This is a genomic window from Pedobacter frigiditerrae (assembly GCF_032678705.1).
In the GTDB taxonomy this organism is placed as follows: Bacteria; Bacteroidota; Bacteroidia; order Sphingobacteriales; family Sphingobacteriaceae; genus Pedobacter; species Pedobacter frigiditerrae_A.
In genome coordinates, this window is record NZ_JAVTSS010000002.1 from 1,348,439 (window position 1) to 1,365,420 (window position 16,982).

Here is a 16,982-nt window from a genome sequence, read left to right on the forward strand (position 1 = left end):
AAATTATCTTGATACTCGATACTGACTACTCGATACTTATCATTTCCTTTTCGGACTACGAGTTTTTGCACCTGGAACACCTGATTTGCCGTTTGATGGTCGGGTTGACCTTTTGCTCGGGCCAGATTTAAACCAATCTGAACTTGGTGCACTACCTCTTGAAGGAGCCCCAGCCGTTTTATGGTCGCCTTTTGTTTTGCTGCCACGAGTTTTATCTTTTGCAAAACGTTGTGCTGGTTTTTCTTCTTTTTCTGGAGCTGACTTTTTAGTCACTCTTTTTGGGGTAGCTGGTTTTTCAGAACTTGATTTAGCAACCAATTTGAAAATTTCAGCCTGTTCTTCTTCAGTTAATTCTCTCCAATCGCCAGTTGGCAAACCTTTTAGCGTAATGTTCATTATTCTGGTTCTCTCCAACTTGGTCACTTCAAAACCAAAATGCTCACACATTCTCCTAATTTGACGGTTTAAGCCTTGTATCAATGTAATTTTAAAAACAAAAGGACTTTCTTGGGTCACTTTACATTTTTTAGTCATTACACCTAAAACAGGAACGCCTTTAGACATTCCTTCAATAAATTGAGGTGTTAGCGGTTTGTTTACCGTAACGATGTATTCTTTCTCGTGGTTGTTACCAGCACGTAAAATCTTGTTAACTAAATCGCCGTTGTTGGTCAAGAAAATTAACCCCTGAGAATCTTTGTCTAATCTGCCGATAGGGAAAACACGTTCGCTATGATTAACATGGTCAACAATATTGCCTTTTACGTTCGCTTCTGTTGTACTGGTAATGCCTACTGGTTTGTTGTAAGCTAAAAGGATAGAATTTTCTGCTTTTTGAGGTTCGATGTTATTTCCATTAACACTTACTAAATCGCCAAAGAAGACTTTGTCGCCAATTTTAGCTTTACGTCCATTAATGAAAACCTGACCTTGCTCAATATATCTATCAGCGGCTCTTCTTGAGCATAAACCACTTTCGCTAATGTATTTGTTTAATCGTGTTGTAACCTCGGCCATTGGGTAGAATTAGTAAATAATTCACAAAGTTAACATTTTAACACATCTATACATTAAAAGCAAGTAGAAACATAAGCCCATCGTAATAAACTTGAGGTGTTGATGGGAAAAAGGTTTAAATACGATGGTCATCAGGAAAATAAATAAAGGAAGGATTAAAGTATATAGAGCTTAGCCTAAGTAGTTGAAGGGTTAATAAATCGCCATTAATTTGGGCGTTTTGACACGCTGTCCGCTGTATCTTTTTGGCTGTCCTTCGACTACGCTCAGGATGACAGCCAAAAAGGATGCCGCTTCCATCGTTAACGCTAGCAAAGTGCTTTAAAAACTCATTCAAAAATTATGTGTGATTTATAATCTATCCTTTGTTGTTAATCTGAATTTTGCATACCGTCGGTGTTAAAAGTTAGCGAAGCAACCTCCAGCTATCAAGGCGAAGAAGGAGATTGCTTCTCCCGATGAAAAATCGGGATCGCAATGACGAGAATTCTTAATTAAAAATTCTGGTCGTCTGCAGTTGGACCATAACTTGCAGGAACAGGAATATCTAACAGGCGGAAGTAGACACCCAATTGGGCCCTGTGGTGCGTAGTTTGGCTAAATGAAACACGAATCATTTCATAAACTGACATATCTGCGTGAATGGTTTCAGCAGTTCTTAATAGCCATCTTTTACTAAAATCTTCTTCCTTAGCCTCATTTAAACTTGTTCTAGCTTCTTCTAAACTTTTTTCTAGAAGGGATAATAGGTCGTTGTTGCTTTCTACTTGAACTGGTTCATAAGGTGCCGTAGCAAAATCTAATTCCTCTGTTGTTAATGCTAACTTAATCCAAGCAGGTAGTTCGGCAATATGTGAGGCTAACGCTTTCATCTTCATGCTTTTTTCATGAGGAGCCCAATCGCCTTTTTCTAATGGAACAAGTGTTAAAAATTTACGAGTTGTTTGCGCTTCGCTTTCTAATTCTGATAATAATAATTTGATAATGTTCATGATTTCTAAGTTTATAATACAAAGAAAAGATGAGCGACTGACAACCCTATGGCAGTGCAGAAAAATAAAAATTAATTATTTTCATTTTATTTAAGCCGCAGATTCGCAGATTTTAAATGTGCTATAAAGAACATATAGGATAGCCAATTTTGAAAGGGACTGAAGTTTTAAAAGAACCAGTGGCTTAGTTATATAAACCTTATTGAAATGGCACGAGTCCCGATTTTTCATCGTATCGTGTAAACACAAGTATTGGTTTCTTTTTTTGCCTCTTTGCCGGCAGGCATCAAACTTTTGAAGCATCAAAAGTATGCAAAAATGCTTGTCAATCCACTAGGTGCCTTTTCACAGACCCCCGCTCATCAAAAAAACAGCGGCACTTTGTTTAATCAGGATTTATTATTGTTTTTATTTGTCTGATTGAGCCCTTCGGGGTTTGTTTGTCGGTGATAAATGAAAGTGAGTGTAAGAATGAGCACAAAACCACTGCGTTTTAGGTTTGGTAGTGCTGGTTTTTCTTTTGTGCTACTGTTTTTTTGATTAAGCTGGCACTGGGGATTGACGGTCGTTCTTGGCTAAAGACATAAATATTATGAAAGGAACCTGGCAAATAGCCCAAAAAGCAAGAAGCAAAAAAGATTTGTCCACACGATAGGACTTAGCCAAACGCACAGGCATTGTTTTTCTAATAATTAACTGGCAGCAATTTCATGTAATCGTTTAACGCCATGTGCTCGGTTTTGATAAAGGGGGAATCAGTGCATTTAACTTCGATGATGTTGTTAACTTTAAAATCTCGGTACTCGTTTCTTAAATGGCACCAAGCAATTAAATGCCAGCTGAAAGCATAAAAAATAAGGCCGATTGGTTCTACTTCTCGTTTACTAACTTCATCTTTATTGTTTTTGTAATCTATCTCGATGATGCATTTTGCGGAAATTGCATTTTGCAAAACAGAGAGATGCTCTACATCATTTGTTAAACGTTCTGGCAGTTGAAGTTTAATGTGCTCGTTTAATTTTTCTAACTTTTCTTTTTGCGAGGTTCGAAGCACAGCTTTTACTTTATTTAGTGCTGTTGTATAGTGTTGGGTAATTGACTTATCTGAAAAACCTGCTAAAAAACGTTCCATTAAAATTAAGGCATTTGCCTCATCAGAATTAAAGGAAACTGGAGGCAGGAAATAGCCTTGAACAATGAAATAGCCTTTATGAGGTTCGAAACTTAGGGGAATGCCTTGTTCGCCAAGCGCCTTCATGTCTCTGTAAACCGTACGAACGCTGATGCCAAATTGATGAGCCACTTTCTCCGCGGTTACATATTTCCTCGATTGTAAAAGTATTAAAATTCCAAAAAGTCTATCGATGCGATTCATTGCCTAAAAATAATGAAAACAACAATTCGTTCAATTAATAATTAATCACATTCTTATTTAGGCATTAAGATTGTTGTTAAAACACGTATTTAAAAGCCCTTAATTTAATTATGCCCCATAAGAAACAAAACTTTTTTATAAACGCCATTAAAGGGAAGGTTGTAATAGGCTTTTTGTTTGCTTGTTTTGCGTTATTGCTGGCGTGGGGAATTAGCAAGTTCGTTTTCGCGGAAATGTTGGATAAAGTAGAAAAACTTTCTACTCCGAATACCAAATTGAGAATAGTAAATGAAATTTCAAATCAAATTGCAGGTTTAGATCAACTGCAAAGCGATAAGGGCACAAATAAAGACATAAAGGGCAGAAACTTTTTAAAAGAGACACGAGAGATACGGAAGAGGCTAGATTCGCTATCCTTACTTTATGCAAAAGATTCCCTTCAATTGGCCAGAATAAATTCCATCAAACAGTTGTTGATAGGAAGAAATAAAGAATTCTTAAACTATTTGGAGGTAAAGGAAACGCTCGTTAGCACAAAATCATTTTCAGATAAGGTTAAGGTTTTAAATGATTTGCTGTCGCAGAAATCTAGAAAAGTGGATAGTGCCGTTTTTACCACCTCAACCTCCACAACTTTGTTAGAACCGCAGGAGGCAAAATCTAAGGGTTTTTTAAGTAGGTTGTTTGGTAAAAAGGAGGCCGAGGTTTATAAAATCATTAATGAAGAATATCAAATAAAACGAGATACCCTTAATGCTGTTGCAGAAGATAGCGTGATGAATGACATTAAAACTTCCTTAAAAAATATTGAGCTAGAACAAAAGGCAAAAAGCAGCAAATTTTTAAAAAGAGAAGCAGATTTAGCCAATTCTAGTAACACGTTAACCAAACAAATGCTGTCTATTGTTAAAGAAGTTGAAGCAGAAACTTTAGCCCAAATTGAGCTGAATGGTAGCGAAGCGAAAACAGTGGTAAATGATGGTGTGAGTCAGATTATGACCATCATCATCATCTTTTTCTTAATTATGCTGGTGTTGGTTTACCTTATTTTATCTGATATTACAAAAAGCAATAAATACCGAAAAGAATTAGAATTGGCGAAGGATGAGGCGGAGTATCATGGGAAAGCCAAACAGCGGTTTTTAAGCAATATGAGCCATGAAATTAGAACACCGTTACAATCTATTTTAGGTTATGCAGAATTAATTAATCAACAAGATAAACCCAGAAAAGGTGATATTGATGCCATTTATAAATCATCAGAACACTTGCTTCAAATTGTAAACGAGATTTTAGATTACAACCGAATTATTTCAGGGGAATTTAAATTTGAAAAAAAACCATTTGATATTGGAGCGGTACTAAATGAGGTGATTGCCATTATGCAACCCTTGGCAGAAAAAAAGGAAATCAAATTAGTTTATGATTTTGATATAGGCAATCATTATATGGTTTTAGGGGATGCTTTTAGGTTAAAACAGGTCTTGTTTAACTTATTAGGAAATGCAATTAAATTCACCTTAGCAGGTAAGGTTAGTCTTCAGGTTACCTGTAAATCAAAAGAAGAAAACATACACTACAATTTTATAGTTGAGGATACTGGTATAGGTTTTAAAGATGAAGATTTGGAAAGAATTTTTACTGAATTTGAACAAGTAGAAATCCCCCAAAAGGATGAAATTAACCAGAATGGAACGGGCCTAGGATTAGCCATTGTAAAAACGCTTGTTGATAGTCAGCATGGGCAAATAAATGTGAAAAGTAAATTGGCAAAAGGAACAACCTTTAGCGTTCATTTAAGTTACCAAAAAGCAGTTGTTACTGATGAAAAAGTGGAAGCAAAGAAAAACTCAAATCATACTGCAGAGATGGTTTGGGTAATTGACGACGACCAGCTTATTTTAGACTTATGTGGGTATATTTTAGAACGTCATCAAATACCACATCGTTTATTTAATAATGTGCATGATGTGTTAGCAGCGAAAGCAGAAAATAATCTCAGTCATATTTTAGTAGACATGAGATTGCCTGAAATGTCTGGAGTGGAATTAACCAAAAAACTAAAAGAAAAGCTTAACAGTAGCATTAGTTTTTATGCGATGACTGCACAAGTATTGCCAGATGAACAAGCTGAAATTTTGCGAGAAGGCTTCGAAAAAATTATCATCAAGCCATTTAAAGAATATGATTTGATGGCAGTTTTTGGGATAGAAGAATTCGAGCCAAAGCTAGATTTTGATTTCAGTTCTCTTGAGAAAATGACAATGGGAGACGAGCAGTTGATGGAGCGAATTTTAAGTAGATTTATAGCAGATTGCTCAACAGATATTGCAGAAATAACCTTAAGTATTCAAGAGAACGATGTTGTAAAAGCCCGTCTAATTGTTCATCGCTTGGCAGGAAGAGTTTCACAAATTGGTTTTAGAGAATTGGGTAATTCGTTTAGGCTATTGGAGCAAGAAATTGCTGGTAAACGAAAAGTTGACCAAAAGATTAAGAAAGAAACAGAAGCATTAATTTCAAAACTCGAAGAATTTATGGGTTTTTTAAGTGCTAAAATTTATTCGATACCGTAACGTTCCATCTTGCTGTACAAGGTTTTTCTGTCTATGTTTAAAAGCTTTGCCGCTTTAGACTTATTACCTTTTACTTTTAGTAGTGTATCAGCAATTAATGCTTTTTCATTCAACTCGTTTATTGCCTTTAAATCAGACTGATTTGATTTTGGCAAAGTGTTAATCGCCATCATCATTTCTTCGGGCAAAGCATCTACAGTAGCAATTGAATTAGGACTCAATAAGACCATTCTCTTAATTACGTTTTTAAGCTCTCTTAAGTTACCTGGCCAGTCGTATTTTAGCAATAAGTCTTTTGCTTCTGCATCAATTTCCTGCACATTTCTTCCTAATTCGGTATTAGCTAATTGCACAAAATGATTAATGAAAAGTTCTAAATCCTTTCCTCGTTCACGTAAAGGAGGCAACTGAATTTTAAATTCATTTAAACGGTGGTATAAATCTTCTCTAAAATCCCCGTTTTTAATGCTGTTGGTTAAATCATCATTTGTAGCCGTGATAATTCTAACATCAACCTTAATTTGTTTGTTGCTGCCGATAGGTTGTATAATGCGTTCTTGCAAAGCTCGTAGTAGTTTAACTTGAACTTCATAACTTAAATTACCTATTTCATCTAAAAACAATGTTCCGCCATTAGCAACTTCAAACTGGCCTTTTTTATCGTTAACAGCTCCAGTAAACGAACCTTTTATGTGTCCAAAAAGTTCACTTGCAGCCAAATCTTTAGATAGAGCGCCGCAATCAATTGCAATAAAGGGTTTAGCCGCTCTTTTACTTTGTAAGTGTAAGGTTTTAGCGGCAAATTCTTTTCCAGTTCCACTTTCGCCTTGTATCAAAACAGACATATCCGTACTCGCAACAAGGTTGATGTGCTCGTAAAGTTTATCTGCAACATCACTTTTCCCTTTAATTAAATCAGTGGTCGATAAATCTTTATCCTCTTTTTTTGATAATGAATTATTAATCACCATTAATAATTCATCAGGATTAATGGGCTTGGTAATATAATCGAAAGCACCCAGCTGAATAGATTTAACGGCTGTTCTTACATCATTAAAACTGGTCATGATTATAACTGGCGATTTGTGCCCTTTCTGCCTTACATGGTTTAAAGCATCAATTCCAGTTCCATCCGGCAATCTATAATCAAATAGCAATAAATCAAATTCTTGTTGGGCTACAATTTTATAGGCTTGGTTTAAGCTGGTCGCCAACGTAACTGTAAAGCCATTTTTTAATAAAAAGCCTTCAATTATTTGCGCAAAAGTGGTGTCGTCTTCAATTATTAGTACGTTGGCCATATAGCAAAAATAGCAAAAGCCAGATAAATTATCCGGCTTTTTACTATTACAATATTAATTTTCGGGGGTTATTCTACTGGTTTACCTTCTTTATCAAATTTTAAAGAACCTACTTGCTCTTCTTTTTTAACGTCTACTTGGAACCATTCTTTTGCACCTTCTTTAACGCTAAAAGCTGCAGTTGGTGTCCATTTACTATAAGGTTCTGTTGCTAAAACAGTTTTAATTGCAGTTGGCAATTCTTCTAATTTAATTGGAGTTTTAATAACACTGTCTTGAACTGAAACAGTTTCGATTTTCTTTAAGTCACTTGCTTGAACTGTAGCAAATCCAGCGAATGCTAAAAATGCTGCTGATAAAATTAATTTTTTCATAACTATATTCTTTTAAAATTTATTTGTGAAATATTAATTGCTAAGGCTACAAAACAATGCCTAGTTTGGCACGGGAAATTAATTGGCTAATAGTCAGTTATTTAAGAAAATTAGCCTAATTAAAAAGTGTTGACTTTCTCCACAATGTGATGACTTTCTCTGCAATAAACACTGATAACATAATTTCAATTCAATAAAATTTTCAAGTTTTGCGGTTATTAAGCTTAATTTGTATTAATGGAAGCTCATATAACTGCCGATTGGATTTTTCCTGTAAATAGCCCTCCAATTAAGAATGGAGTTATTGGTCTAAATGAAGATGGAAGTATTTTCGCCATCCTTTCTGCCGAAGATGCGAAAGGCATTGAAAATATTAAACATTATGATGGCATAATAGTTCCTGGATTTATCAATACACATTGTCATTTAGAGCTTTCGCACCTGCGAGGAAAAATCGAAGAGAAAACAGGGTTAACAGCATTTATTAAGCAAATATTAAGTCAGCGGCAACAGCCAGAAGAAGAAATCATTTCAGCTATGCAAAATGCAGATACAGAAATGTATAATAATGGGATAGTTGCAGTTGGCGATATTTCAAACCTGCTTATTTCAAAATCAGTAAAGCTTAAAAGTAAAATCTATTATCACACATTTGTGGAAGTATTTGGCTTCAATAGACCATCTGAGCCAATTATTGTTGCTGGTGTAGAGCTTAAAAAAAGTTTTGAACCTTTAAAAGCCTCGATTGTGCCTCATGCACCTTATTCTGTTTCAGCATCTTTATTTAATGAAATTGAAAAAGTAACAACCGTTGATGATATTTTAAGTATCCACAACCAAGAAACAATTGGTGAGAACGAACTTTTTGAAAATGGGACAGGGAAATTTGCCGACTTTTTTGCCGAGCTCGGAATTGCACAAAGTGATGCCCATAATTCTGGAGCAAATTCATTGAAATATCACTTGCCAAAACTATCTAAAAAGGTAAATACCCTTTTAGTACATAATACATTTAGTAGCAAGGCTGATGTTGATTTTGCTAAACAAACCCATCAAAAATTATATTGGTGTTTATGTCCGAATGCAAATATTTACATCGAAAATAATTTGCCAGACGTAGATTTGTTAAAAAATGAAGGTTTAAAAATCACTTTAGGTACAGATAGTTTAGCCAGTAATCATCAATTAAGTATTTTGGCAGAGATGCAAACTTTACAAGACCAAAAAAATATTTCTTTTGAAGAGTCTTTAAAATGGGCAACTATAAATGGAGCGGAATTTTTAGGGATAAACTCGCAATACGGAAGTTTAGAAAAAGGGAAAAAACCTGGTATTGTTTTAATCAGCCTTGCCGAAGATGGAATGATAGAAAAAGAAACTACCATAAAACGATTATTTTAGCACAATGGCTAATCGCATTACAGAACTTTTCGACATTAAATATCCAATTATTCAGGCAGGAATGGTTTGGTGTAGTGGTTGGAAATTAGCGGCTGCTGTTTCTAATGCAGGCGGATTAGGTATTATTGGCGCAGGTTCAATGTATCCAGATGTTTTGCGTACTCATATTCAAAAATGTAAAGCAGCAACATCAAATCCTTTTGCAGTAAATGTTCCTTTGCTTTACCCTAATGTAGCCGAGATCATGAATATCTTGGTGGAAGAAGATGTGAAAATTGTTTTTACATCAGCAGGTAATCCAGCCACTTGGACAGCCTTTTTAAAAGATAAAAACATAACCGTAGTTCACGTTATTGCTAATACAAAATTTGCTTTAAAAGCAGAACAATGCGGTGTTGATGCTATTGTTGCTGAAGGTTTTGAAGCAGGTGGGCATAACGGACGAGAAGAAACGACTACACTTTGTTTAATTCCAATGATAAAGGCTGCGGTTAAAATTCCAGTTATTGCAGCAGGTGGAATTGGAAGCGGAAAAGCCATGTTAGCTGCTTTTGCTTTGGGCGCAGATGCCGTTCAGATTGGTTCTGCATTTGCAGTTGCTGAGGAATCTTCTGCTCATCCAAAATTTAAGGAAAAAATCATTTCTTCAGCCGAAGGCGATACCAAATTAAGGATGAAAAAGCTAGTTCCTGTACGTTTGCTTAAGAACGAATTTGCAGATGCGGTTGCTCAGGCAGAGGCTCAGGGTGCAAATACAGCAGAATTGATTGAACTTTTAGGTAGGGCAAGAGCAAAATTAGGTATGTTTGAAGGCGATATGGAAGAAGGTGAATTGGAGATTGGGCAAGTTTCTGCCATGTTGAATGAAATAAAACCCGCTGCTGAAATTTTAAATGAAATTTGGACTGAATTTGTGAAGGAAAAACAAAAATTACAGGCACTAGATTTTAATAATTAATTAAATGATTTATAAAAGAATATTAGCTTTAATAACAGTTATTCTGCTCGTGGTTGCTATTTATTTGGTAAGACAAAAAGCCAAAAATCAACCTCAACGAAAAGTAAATACAGAGATTAAGAGTAAGAAATAGTTAAAATGAAACACATCAATATAAAAGTAACAGGTAAAGTTCAAGGTGTTTTTTTTAGGGCAAGCACAAAAGCTGTTGCCGACCAAATGGGTGTAAAAGGTTTGGTTAAAAATCAAAAAGATGGCACTGTTTACATAGAAGCAGAGGCTGATGCTAGCACCTTAGAAATGTTCATTGATTGGTGTAATGAAGGGCCAGAAAAAGCTAAAGTAGAAAATGTGGAAGTTGTAGATGGAGAACTTAAAAATTATCGCAACTTTGAAGTTGTAAAAAAGAACTTGCTGTGGTAGAACATTGCTCAATTGTTAAATTGCTAGATTGTTGGAATTGCTCTCAAATCTCACATCTCATATCTCAATACTAGAAGATGTCTGTATATAAAAAATTTGCTAGTCAAACGATGATTTATGGTATTAGCACCATATTCTCTAGATTATTTAATTTTATTCTTACCCCAATTTACACCAGTGTTTATGCACAAGGCGTGTACGGGATTTTTACGAAAATGTTCAGCTATGCTTCCATTATCAATGCAATTTTGGCATTTGGTATGGAAACTACTTTTTTTCGTTACCTCAACAAACACGAAGATAAAAAGCAAGAAGTTTACAATAATAGTTTTTTGGTTATTGCATTTATCTCAGTTCTTTTTTTAATAACAGGCTTAGTTTTTACAGACTATATTACAAAATTCACCTCTAGTAGCGAAAGCCATTCCAGCTATGAAGACCAAAGAAAATACGTTCAGTATTTAATATGGATTTTATTTACCGATGCCATTTGTGTAATACCATTTGCCAAGTTACGAGCAGATGGAAGACCAATTAAATACAGCGTCGTTAAATTTTTCAATATCGGCGTTTTTGTAGGGCTTAACTTAGTTTTTATCTATGTTATACCAGCATTTATTAAACACGATTTAGCAGGGGCAGAATGGTTTGCCACTTGGTTCGAACCTAACTGGATTGGTTATGTTTTCATAGCGAATCTGGTAGCCAGCATATCCACATTTTTATTATTACTTCCAGAATTTGGGGCCCTTCAGCTAAAGTTTGATAAGCAACTTTTCTATAAAATGTTAGCCTATAGTTGGCCGATTTTGGTAGCTAATCTATCGTTCATCATCAATGAAAATCTAGATAAGATATTACTAGGCAAGTATCTTCCTGCAAAAATTGCAGATATTGAAACCGGTATTTATGGCGCAGTTTGTAAGCTCGCAATCTTTATCAGCATTTTTAATACGGCCTTTAGGCTTGGGGCAGAACCTTTCTTTTTTAGTCACGCTAAAAATGAAAATGCGAAAACTACCTATGCCAATATTCTTAACTATTTTGTGTTGGCTCTAGCTATTTTGTTTGTTGGTTTAATAGCAAACATTGACCTAATTAAACATTTTATTGATGAAAAATATTGGGTGGGTTTGCCAGCAGTTCCATACTTGCTTTTTGGCTACGTTTGCCTAGGTATTTATATGAATTTATCGGTTTGGTATCGCTTGTCAGACCAAACTCGTTATGGGCTATATATTTCTTTGGTTGGTGCGGTTTTCACTATTGTGATGAATATTATTTTTATCCCTAAATACAGTTACATGGCATCTGCTTGGGTAAGTATGATGGCTTATTTTATCATCATGGTAATCTCTTATGTATTGGGACAGAAATTTTATCCAATACCTTACAATTTAAAAAGAATGATTGCTTATTTAAGCATCTCGCTGATTTTGGTATATTTATCATTCTATGTATTTGAGCAAAATATTTACATTGGAAACGGACTTTTGCTAGTGTTTCTAGCTGGAATATATTTTATGGAAAAAGATAACGTTAAAAGAATACTGACAACAAAATAATGAATATTAAAATCATCAATCACTCTACACATCCATTGCCTGCTTACGAAACAGCACATGCGGCAGGAATGGATTTAAGGGCTTTTACTCCAGAACAAATTACAATTAAACCTTTACAACGACTTTTAGTTCCAACTGGTTTACATATAGAATTACCAATTGGTTACGAAGCGCAAATTAGACCGCGTAGTGGCTTGGCATTTAAACACGGAATTGGAATTGTTAATTCGCCTGGAACTATAGATGCTGATTATCGTGGTGAGATAAAAGTATTATTAGTGAATTTATCAGATACTGATTTTACAATTAATGATGGCGATAGGATTGCACAGATGGTAATTGCAAAACACGAAACCATTAGTTGGGAAAATGTAGAAGAATTAAGTGATACGGCTCGTGGAGCTGGAGGTTATGGTCATACGGGGAAATAAAATTTTGAATTATTGAATTTTGAATGACAGCATTAAAGAAGATTTATAAATTAAAGGCATCCTAGATTCACTCATTTAATCACTCAAAATTCAATAATTAATTAAAAAATGAAGTTCAGCTTAACATTTCTTTTCTTGCTTTTTGTAAACATTAATTTGTTTGCGCAAGAACCTCCGCTTCCAGAAAGTAGAGAAGGCAATGTAGTAAAAGAACTTTTTTTTGCAGGCATCAAAGAAAAAATGGCTGAGAATTATGCCAATGCGGGCACTAATTTCACCAAAATTATTGCGCTTGATGGTAAAAATGATGCTGCTTATTTTGAGTTGGCGACGGTAAACTATCGCCAGAATAAATTGCTAGATGCCGAAACTTCCATAAAAAAGGCAATTGAAATTAACCCCAAAAACGTTTGGTATTTAAAACTTCAAGCAGAGATATATAAACGAAATGGCAATATGGATGCGCTTGTTCAAGTTTTTAATCAGCTTATCCAATTAGAGCCAGAAGAAGACAATTATTATTTCGACAAGGCAAATGCACTTTTCATTTCGGGTAAAGTTGAAGAATCAAAAGCAGTTTATGATGAGATTGAAAAAAAGTTCGGCTCATCTAAAGATTTAATCTTGGCGAAACAACGCGTAACCATACAAAGCAGCACTACGCCGAACAACGATGACATTAATAAGTTGTTGGCAGAAAATCCGACTGATGTAAAAAACATGCTTTATTTAAGCGGCATCTTGTTAGAGAAGAATAAAAAGGATGATGCCATCGCTATGTTACTAAAAGCGAAAGCCTTGGAGCCAGATAATTTCGAAGTCGATTTGGCAATGGCTGATATCTATCAATCGCAGAAAAAAAATGAGTTAGCGATTGTTCCTTTAAAATCTGCTTTTGCAAATCCTCAAATGCCTATCGCTAATAAAATTAAAATCGTTAGCTCAATGTTGCCACGATTTAGTAATCAATTAGTGGCTAAAGATGCAGCAGATTTAGCAGAAATAGCGGTAAAAACTCATCAAGCAGATGCTAAGTTATTGCTTTTATATGGCGATGTACTTTACCAGCAAGGAAATTTAAAAGAGGCAAAAGAAAAATATCAGGCTGCACTAAAAATATCAGACCAGTTGTATTTAGCTTGGGAAAAATTGTTAGGTGTTCAAACTTTGATGGGCTTGTACACAGAAGCGATAAAAACAGGTGAGGATGCTTTATCGATTTATCCAAATCAGGCTATTTTGTATTATTACAGGGCTTTTGCCTTGCACAGGAATGGTCAGAATGCAGAAGCTGGATTAGAAATTAAATCGGCTTTGCTATTAGATGGGGATGATAATAATTTAAAGGCGATGATTTTTGCTTTACAGGCCGAAGTGTTGATTGACCAAGAAAAACTGAAAGAAGCGGACGCAGCATTTGATAAAGCCGTTTCATTAGCGCCAGATAATTATTTAACCAGTAGTAATTATGCTTATTATTTGGCGTTGAGAAACCAGAATCTAGCTAAAGCTGAAACCTTGGCCGCAAAAGCTGCAATGGCATTGCCAAAAAATGCTTCGGTATTAGATACTTACGCAATTGTTCTCTTCAAATTGGGCAAGTATGATTTAGCTTTAAGCTGGATAGAAAAGGCTTTGCAAAACAATGAGGCTTCAAATCCTGTTTACTTGGAGCATTACGGTGATATTCTTTTTCTAAAAGGAGAAAAGGATAAAGCTATAGTGCAATGGCAAAAAGCCAAACAAGCTGGAAATGATTCCGAAAAATTAAATAAGAAAATCAATGAGAAGAAATATATTAAATAGCTTTTCGCTAATTGCAATTGTATTGCTAGCTGTAGGCTGTAGGCCAAAAAAAGTAATTGTAGCTACACCAGATGCTCCTCAAGAAAAAGTTGTGGTAAAAGCAGATGAAAAACCACAAAATTTAACGCTTTTAAAAAGCAAAGACTTGCCATTTAATACCTTATCCTTAAAAGGGAAAACGAGTTTAAAGGTAGATGGCGATGAAAACAATGTGACGCTGAACATAAGAATGGAGAGAGACAAAAAGATATGGGTTAGTGTTACGGGGCTTGCAGGAATAGAAGGTGCAAGAGCGGTAATTACTCCAGATAGTTTATTGTTAAGGAATAATTTACAGAAGACATATACTAAAAAGCCATTTAGTTATGTTTATAGCTTTACAAGTAAACAAGTTAGTTTTAAAATGTTGCAGGCAATTCTTTCTGGAAATACAATTTCAGAATTTATGACAGAAAAATCTGATTTAAAGCAAGAAAATGGTGTTTGGCTTTTAAATGGAAATGCTGAAGATTTGGCTTATCGTATTTTGTTTAATACGCTTTTAAAACCTAATGAAACTAATTTAAACGATGTGAAAAATGCGCAGGCATTAAAGGTTGTTTATGGAGAATATACACCGGTTAATAATGCTCTATTTCCATCAAGTTTAAAAATAAACTCGATGTCTGGCGCAAAAAAGATTGATATTTCTATAGAATTTGTTAAAATTGAGAGTAATGTACCTGTTGATTTCCCGTTCTCTGTCCCTAAAAGTTACGAGGTAATCAACTAAATTTTTTATATTTTTGGCGCAATGAAGTTAAACAAACTATTTCTTTCCCTGCTATTTGTAGGTTTTTGTACAGCAGGTTTTGCGCAACAAACAAGTAAGGAGCTTAAAGAACTTAAGCAGAAAAAAGAAGCCATAGAAAGGCAAATTGAGTTAGCACAAAAAAATCTAAATAAAACAGCTAATGGTAAGAAACTTACCTTAGGACAGATAAATACCATCAAGGCTCAAGTGCGTTTAATGCAAGATAAGATTTCTACCATCAATTCGGAGATGAGAAGTCTGGATAATAAAATTACCGAAAACACAGGCAAGGTACACAACCTTCAAACCCGTTTGGTAGATTTAAAAAAGGAATATGCTGGGATGATAAGGTTCGCTCAACGCAACCGAAACTCATACGATAAAATGATGTTTATTTTTGCCGCAAATGATTTTAATCAAGCTTACAAAAGGATTAAATATTTACAACAGTTTGGGCAATACCGTAAAAAACAAGCTGCTTACATCCAAGGGACGGAAAAGGATTTAAATAACCAAATTTCTGTTTTAGACCACGATTTGAAAAATAAAACTAATCTACTTAAGGAGCAGTTAAACGAAAAAAATAGATTAGATAAAAAGAAAAGCGAACAAGCGGTTGTGTTAAATAACCTAAGTAAGGACGAGCGTAAATATAAACAAGACATTCAAAAAAATAGGCAGCAACAGGCGGCGATTCAGCGTCAAATAAATGCTGAAATCCAAAGACAGATTGCAATCGCTCGTAAAAAGGCCGAAGATGAGGAGCGTGAGGCCGCTAGACAGGCTGCTCTAAAGGCAAAAGCCGATAACAAACCAGCACCAGTTAATATACCCACAAAACAAAAGACAAACAGTGAGGTGTTAAGGGCAACACCCGAAGCAGAAAGACTATCTACTGCTTTTGAAAATAACAGAGGTAGTTTGCCTGCTCCTGTTTCAAATGGGTACATAAGCACTCATTTTGGGATTAGTAAATTTGAGCAAGCTACTGTGAATGAGGAAGGAGTTAAGTATCATACTAGTGAAGATGCAAGTGTAAGAGCCGTATTTAACGGCATAGTTACAAGTATTACTCCAGTTGCAGGAAGATATGTAGTTTTAATTAAACATGGGGAATATTTTACGGTTTATTATAATCTCAAAAGCGTAAGCGTTGGAAGAGGTGCGAGTGTTACTACGAAACAAAATATTGGAGTTGTTGCTAACACAGATGGTGTTCCTGAGCTTGGCTTTCAAATCAGTAGAAGCGGAAAAACTTTTTTAAATCCAGAAGCTTGGTTAGCTCGTTAATCTATTAGGCAAATTAATTGTCTATATTTGTATAAAATAAGTTTAAAATGTATTCAAGCACGTTATTAGAGTTCTTAAATATGGGTGGTGGTGAGATGATGCTCATCATGGTGGCTGTACTTTTGTTATTTGGAGGTAAAAAATTACCCGAATTGGCAAGAGGTTTAGGAAAAGGCATCAGAGAATTTAAAGATGCTTCGGAAGGTGTGAAGAGAGAAATCCATCGCAACATTAATTCCGTAACTAGTGAAGAAGAGACTAAGGAAGAAGAAAAAATTACAGAAGAAAATCATGCTGAACGTCATCATCCAACCGAAGTAGATGAACCAATTCAATCTGAATTAACTGAAGAAGTAAATCCTACATCAAGTGAAGAGGTAAAGCCTGAAATTGATGCAGAAGAAAAAGCGAAAAGAGATTCTTATTCGTAATTAAAAATTGATTAAAAAAACTAAATATAAAATATCATGACACAACCAACCCTATTAGCGGCAATTGGGCCAATGGAAATTACATTAATCGTATTAGCCTTATTGTTATTGTTCGGAGGTAAAAAAATTCCAGAATTAATGCGTGGTTTAGGTAAGGGAATGAAAGAATTTAAAGATGGTAAAGACGGTATTGATAGCGATAATCCAAACAGCAATCAAAACCAAACCAAACCTTAGTTCTATCGTTTC

The 16,982-nt window shown here is 35.0% G+C and carries 16 protein-coding genes; 11 read left to right on the forward strand and 5 right to left on the reverse strand.

The genetic code is table 11. The annotated features are described in order from the left end of the window. Positions 1 to 39: 39 nt before the first annotated feature. The 3 genes from rluF to R2Q59_RS16590 all read right to left on the reverse strand — a co-directional run bounded on the left by rluF (position 40) and on the right by R2Q59_RS16590 (position 3,384). Complete coding sequence (gene rluF, locus R2Q59_RS16580) at positions 40 to 1,017, reverse strand: 23S rRNA pseudouridine(2604) synthase RluF (RefSeq protein WP_316771047.1); 978 nt, start codon at positions 1,015 to 1,017, stop codon at positions 40 to 42. Positions 1,018 to 1,511: 494 nt separating this feature from the next. Beyond that, a complete protein-coding gene (locus R2Q59_RS16585) occupies positions 1,512 to 2,009 on the reverse strand; it encodes a DinB family protein (RefSeq protein WP_316771048.1) in 498 nt (165 codons plus the stop codon). A 685-nt stretch (positions 2,010 to 2,694) separates the two neighbouring features. After that, positions 2,695 to 3,384 (reverse strand): YafY family protein, encoded by a 690-nt coding sequence (locus R2Q59_RS16590; RefSeq protein WP_316771050.1) that lies wholly within the window; start codon positions 3,382 to 3,384, stop codon positions 2,695 to 2,697. 110 nt (positions 3,385 to 3,494) lie between these two features. Between R2Q59_RS16590 and R2Q59_RS16595 the strand changes: the two genes are divergently transcribed. Continuing rightward, positions 3,495 to 5,960 (forward strand): ATP-binding protein, encoded by a 2,466-nt coding sequence (locus tag R2Q59_RS16595; RefSeq protein WP_316786329.1) that lies wholly within the window; start codon positions 3,495 to 3,497, stop codon positions 5,958 to 5,960. On the opposite strand, the gene R2Q59_RS16600 is transcribed toward R2Q59_RS16595, so the two are convergent. Both R2Q59_RS16600 and R2Q59_RS16605 read right to left on the reverse strand, forming a co-directional pair. Then, a complete protein-coding gene (locus R2Q59_RS16600) occupies positions 5,945 to 7,261 on the reverse strand; it encodes a sigma-54 dependent transcriptional regulator (RefSeq protein WP_316786331.1) in 1,317 nt (438 codons plus the stop codon). The genes R2Q59_RS16595 and R2Q59_RS16600 overlap by 16 nt on opposite strands. A gap of 68 nt (positions 7,262 to 7,329) precedes the next feature. Continuing rightward, positions 7,330 to 7,635 carry a hypothetical protein gene (locus R2Q59_RS16605; protein WP_316771055.1) on the reverse strand — a complete coding sequence of 102 codons (306 nt, stop codon included), beginning with the start codon at positions 7,633 to 7,635 and terminating at the stop codon, positions 7,330 to 7,332. Positions 7,636 to 7,872: 237 nt separating this feature from the next. Between R2Q59_RS16605 and R2Q59_RS16610 the strand changes: the two genes are divergently transcribed. From R2Q59_RS16610 to R2Q59_RS16655, 10 genes are all read left to right on the forward strand, one after another. Beyond that, positions 7,873 to 9,036: an amidohydrolase family protein gene (locus tag R2Q59_RS16610; RefSeq protein WP_316786333.1), complete on the forward strand. Its 1,164-nt coding sequence runs from the start codon at positions 7,873 to 7,875 to the stop codon at positions 9,034 to 9,036. Positions 9,037 to 9,040: 4 nt separating this feature from the next. Next, the gene (locus R2Q59_RS16615) at positions 9,041 to 9,994 is read left to right on the forward strand and encodes a nitronate monooxygenase (RefSeq protein ID WP_316786335.1); all 954 of its coding nucleotides are present in this window, start codon (positions 9,041 to 9,043) and stop codon (positions 9,992 to 9,994) included. A 138-nt stretch (positions 9,995 to 10,132) separates the two neighbouring features. Continuing rightward, the gene (locus R2Q59_RS16620) at positions 10,133 to 10,417 is read left to right on the forward strand and encodes an acylphosphatase (RefSeq protein WP_316771061.1); all 285 of its coding nucleotides are present in this window, start codon (positions 10,133 to 10,135) and stop codon (positions 10,415 to 10,417) included. Positions 10,418 to 10,494: 77 nt separating this feature from the next. Further along, positions 10,495 to 11,982 (forward strand): lipopolysaccharide biosynthesis protein, encoded by a 1,488-nt coding sequence (locus R2Q59_RS16625; RefSeq protein ID WP_316786337.1) that lies wholly within the window; start codon positions 10,495 to 10,497, stop codon positions 11,980 to 11,982. Next, positions 11,982 to 12,413, forward strand: coding sequence for a dUTP diphosphatase (gene dut / locus R2Q59_RS16630; RefSeq protein ID WP_316771065.1), 432 nt, complete (start codon positions 11,982 to 11,984; stop codon positions 12,411 to 12,413). Before R2Q59_RS16625 ends, dut begins: the two co-directional genes overlap by 1 nt. A gap of 108 nt (positions 12,414 to 12,521) precedes the next feature. Continuing rightward, complete coding sequence (locus tag R2Q59_RS16635; protein ID WP_316786339.1) at positions 12,522 to 14,219, forward strand: tetratricopeptide repeat protein; 1,698 nt, start codon at positions 12,522 to 12,524, stop codon at positions 14,217 to 14,219. Continuing rightward, positions 14,197 to 14,991 carry a DUF4292 domain-containing protein gene (locus R2Q59_RS16640; protein WP_316771069.1) on the forward strand — a complete coding sequence of 265 codons (795 nt, stop codon included), beginning with the start codon at positions 14,197 to 14,199 and terminating at the stop codon, positions 14,989 to 14,991. Before R2Q59_RS16635 ends, R2Q59_RS16640 begins: the two co-directional genes overlap by 23 nt. A 21-nt stretch (positions 14,992 to 15,012) precedes the next feature. After that, complete coding sequence (locus tag R2Q59_RS16645; RefSeq protein ID WP_316771071.1) at positions 15,013 to 16,302, forward strand: murein hydrolase activator EnvC family protein; 1,290 nt, start codon at positions 15,013 to 15,015, stop codon at positions 16,300 to 16,302. Positions 16,303 to 16,349: 47 nt separating this feature from the next. After that, positions 16,350 to 16,733, forward strand: a complete 384-nt coding sequence (gene tatA, locus R2Q59_RS16650) for a twin-arginine translocase TatA/TatE family subunit (RefSeq protein ID WP_316771073.1) — start codon at positions 16,350 to 16,352, stop codon at positions 16,731 to 16,733. Positions 16,734 to 16,769: 36 nt separating this feature from the next. Next, a complete protein-coding gene (locus tag R2Q59_RS16655; protein ID WP_316771075.1) occupies positions 16,770 to 16,970 on the forward strand; it encodes a twin-arginine translocase TatA/TatE family subunit in 201 nt (66 codons plus the stop codon). Positions 16,971 to 16,982: the final 12 nt, after the last annotated feature.

What these genes read in the sequence shown, in the direction of transcription:
- rluF (WP_316771047.1), bottom strand. Translation starts at nt 1,017, where the DNA reads ATGGCCGAGGTTACAACACGATTAAACAAATACATTAGCGAAAGTGGT.
- R2Q59_RS16585 (WP_316771048.1), bottom strand. Translation starts at nt 2,009, where the DNA reads ATGAACATTATCAAATTATTATTATCAGAATTAGAAAGCGAAGCGCAA.
- R2Q59_RS16590 (WP_316771050.1), bottom strand. Translation starts at nt 3,384, where the DNA reads ATGAATCGCATCGATAGACTTTTTGGAATTTTAATACTTTTACAATCG.
- R2Q59_RS16595 (WP_316786329.1), top strand. Translation starts at nt 3,495, where the DNA reads ATGCCCCATAAGAAACAAAACTTTTTTATAAACGCCATTAAAGGGAAG.
- R2Q59_RS16600 (WP_316786331.1), bottom strand. Translation starts at nt 7,261, where the DNA reads ATGGCCAACGTACTAATAATTGAAGACGACACCACTTTTGCGCAAATA.
- R2Q59_RS16605 (WP_316771055.1), bottom strand. Translation starts at nt 7,635, where the DNA reads ATGAAAAAATTAATTTTATCAGCAGCATTTTTAGCATTCGCTGGATTT.
- R2Q59_RS16610 (WP_316786333.1), top strand. Translation starts at nt 7,873, where the DNA reads ATGGAAGCTCATATAACTGCCGATTGGATTTTTCCTGTAAATAGCCCT.
- R2Q59_RS16615 (WP_316786335.1), top strand. Translation starts at nt 9,041, where the DNA reads ATGGCTAATCGCATTACAGAACTTTTCGACATTAAATATCCAATTATT.
- R2Q59_RS16620 (WP_316771061.1), top strand. Translation starts at nt 10,133, where the DNA reads ATGAAACACATCAATATAAAAGTAACAGGTAAAGTTCAAGGTGTTTTT.
- R2Q59_RS16625 (WP_316786337.1), top strand. Translation starts at nt 10,495, where the DNA reads ATGTCTGTATATAAAAAATTTGCTAGTCAAACGATGATTTATGGTATT.
- dut (WP_316771065.1), top strand. Translation starts at nt 11,982, where the DNA reads ATGAATATTAAAATCATCAATCACTCTACACATCCATTGCCTGCTTAC.
- R2Q59_RS16635 (WP_316786339.1), top strand. Translation starts at nt 12,522, where the DNA reads ATGAAGTTCAGCTTAACATTTCTTTTCTTGCTTTTTGTAAACATTAAT.
- R2Q59_RS16640 (WP_316771069.1), top strand. Translation starts at nt 14,197, where the DNA reads ATGAGAAGAAATATATTAAATAGCTTTTCGCTAATTGCAATTGTATTG.
- R2Q59_RS16645 (WP_316771071.1), top strand. Translation starts at nt 15,013, where the DNA reads ATGAAGTTAAACAAACTATTTCTTTCCCTGCTATTTGTAGGTTTTTGT.
- tatA (WP_316771073.1), top strand. Translation starts at nt 16,350, where the DNA reads ATGTATTCAAGCACGTTATTAGAGTTCTTAAATATGGGTGGTGGTGAG.
- R2Q59_RS16655 (WP_316771075.1), top strand. Translation starts at nt 16,770, where the DNA reads ATGACACAACCAACCCTATTAGCGGCAATTGGGCCAATGGAAATTACA.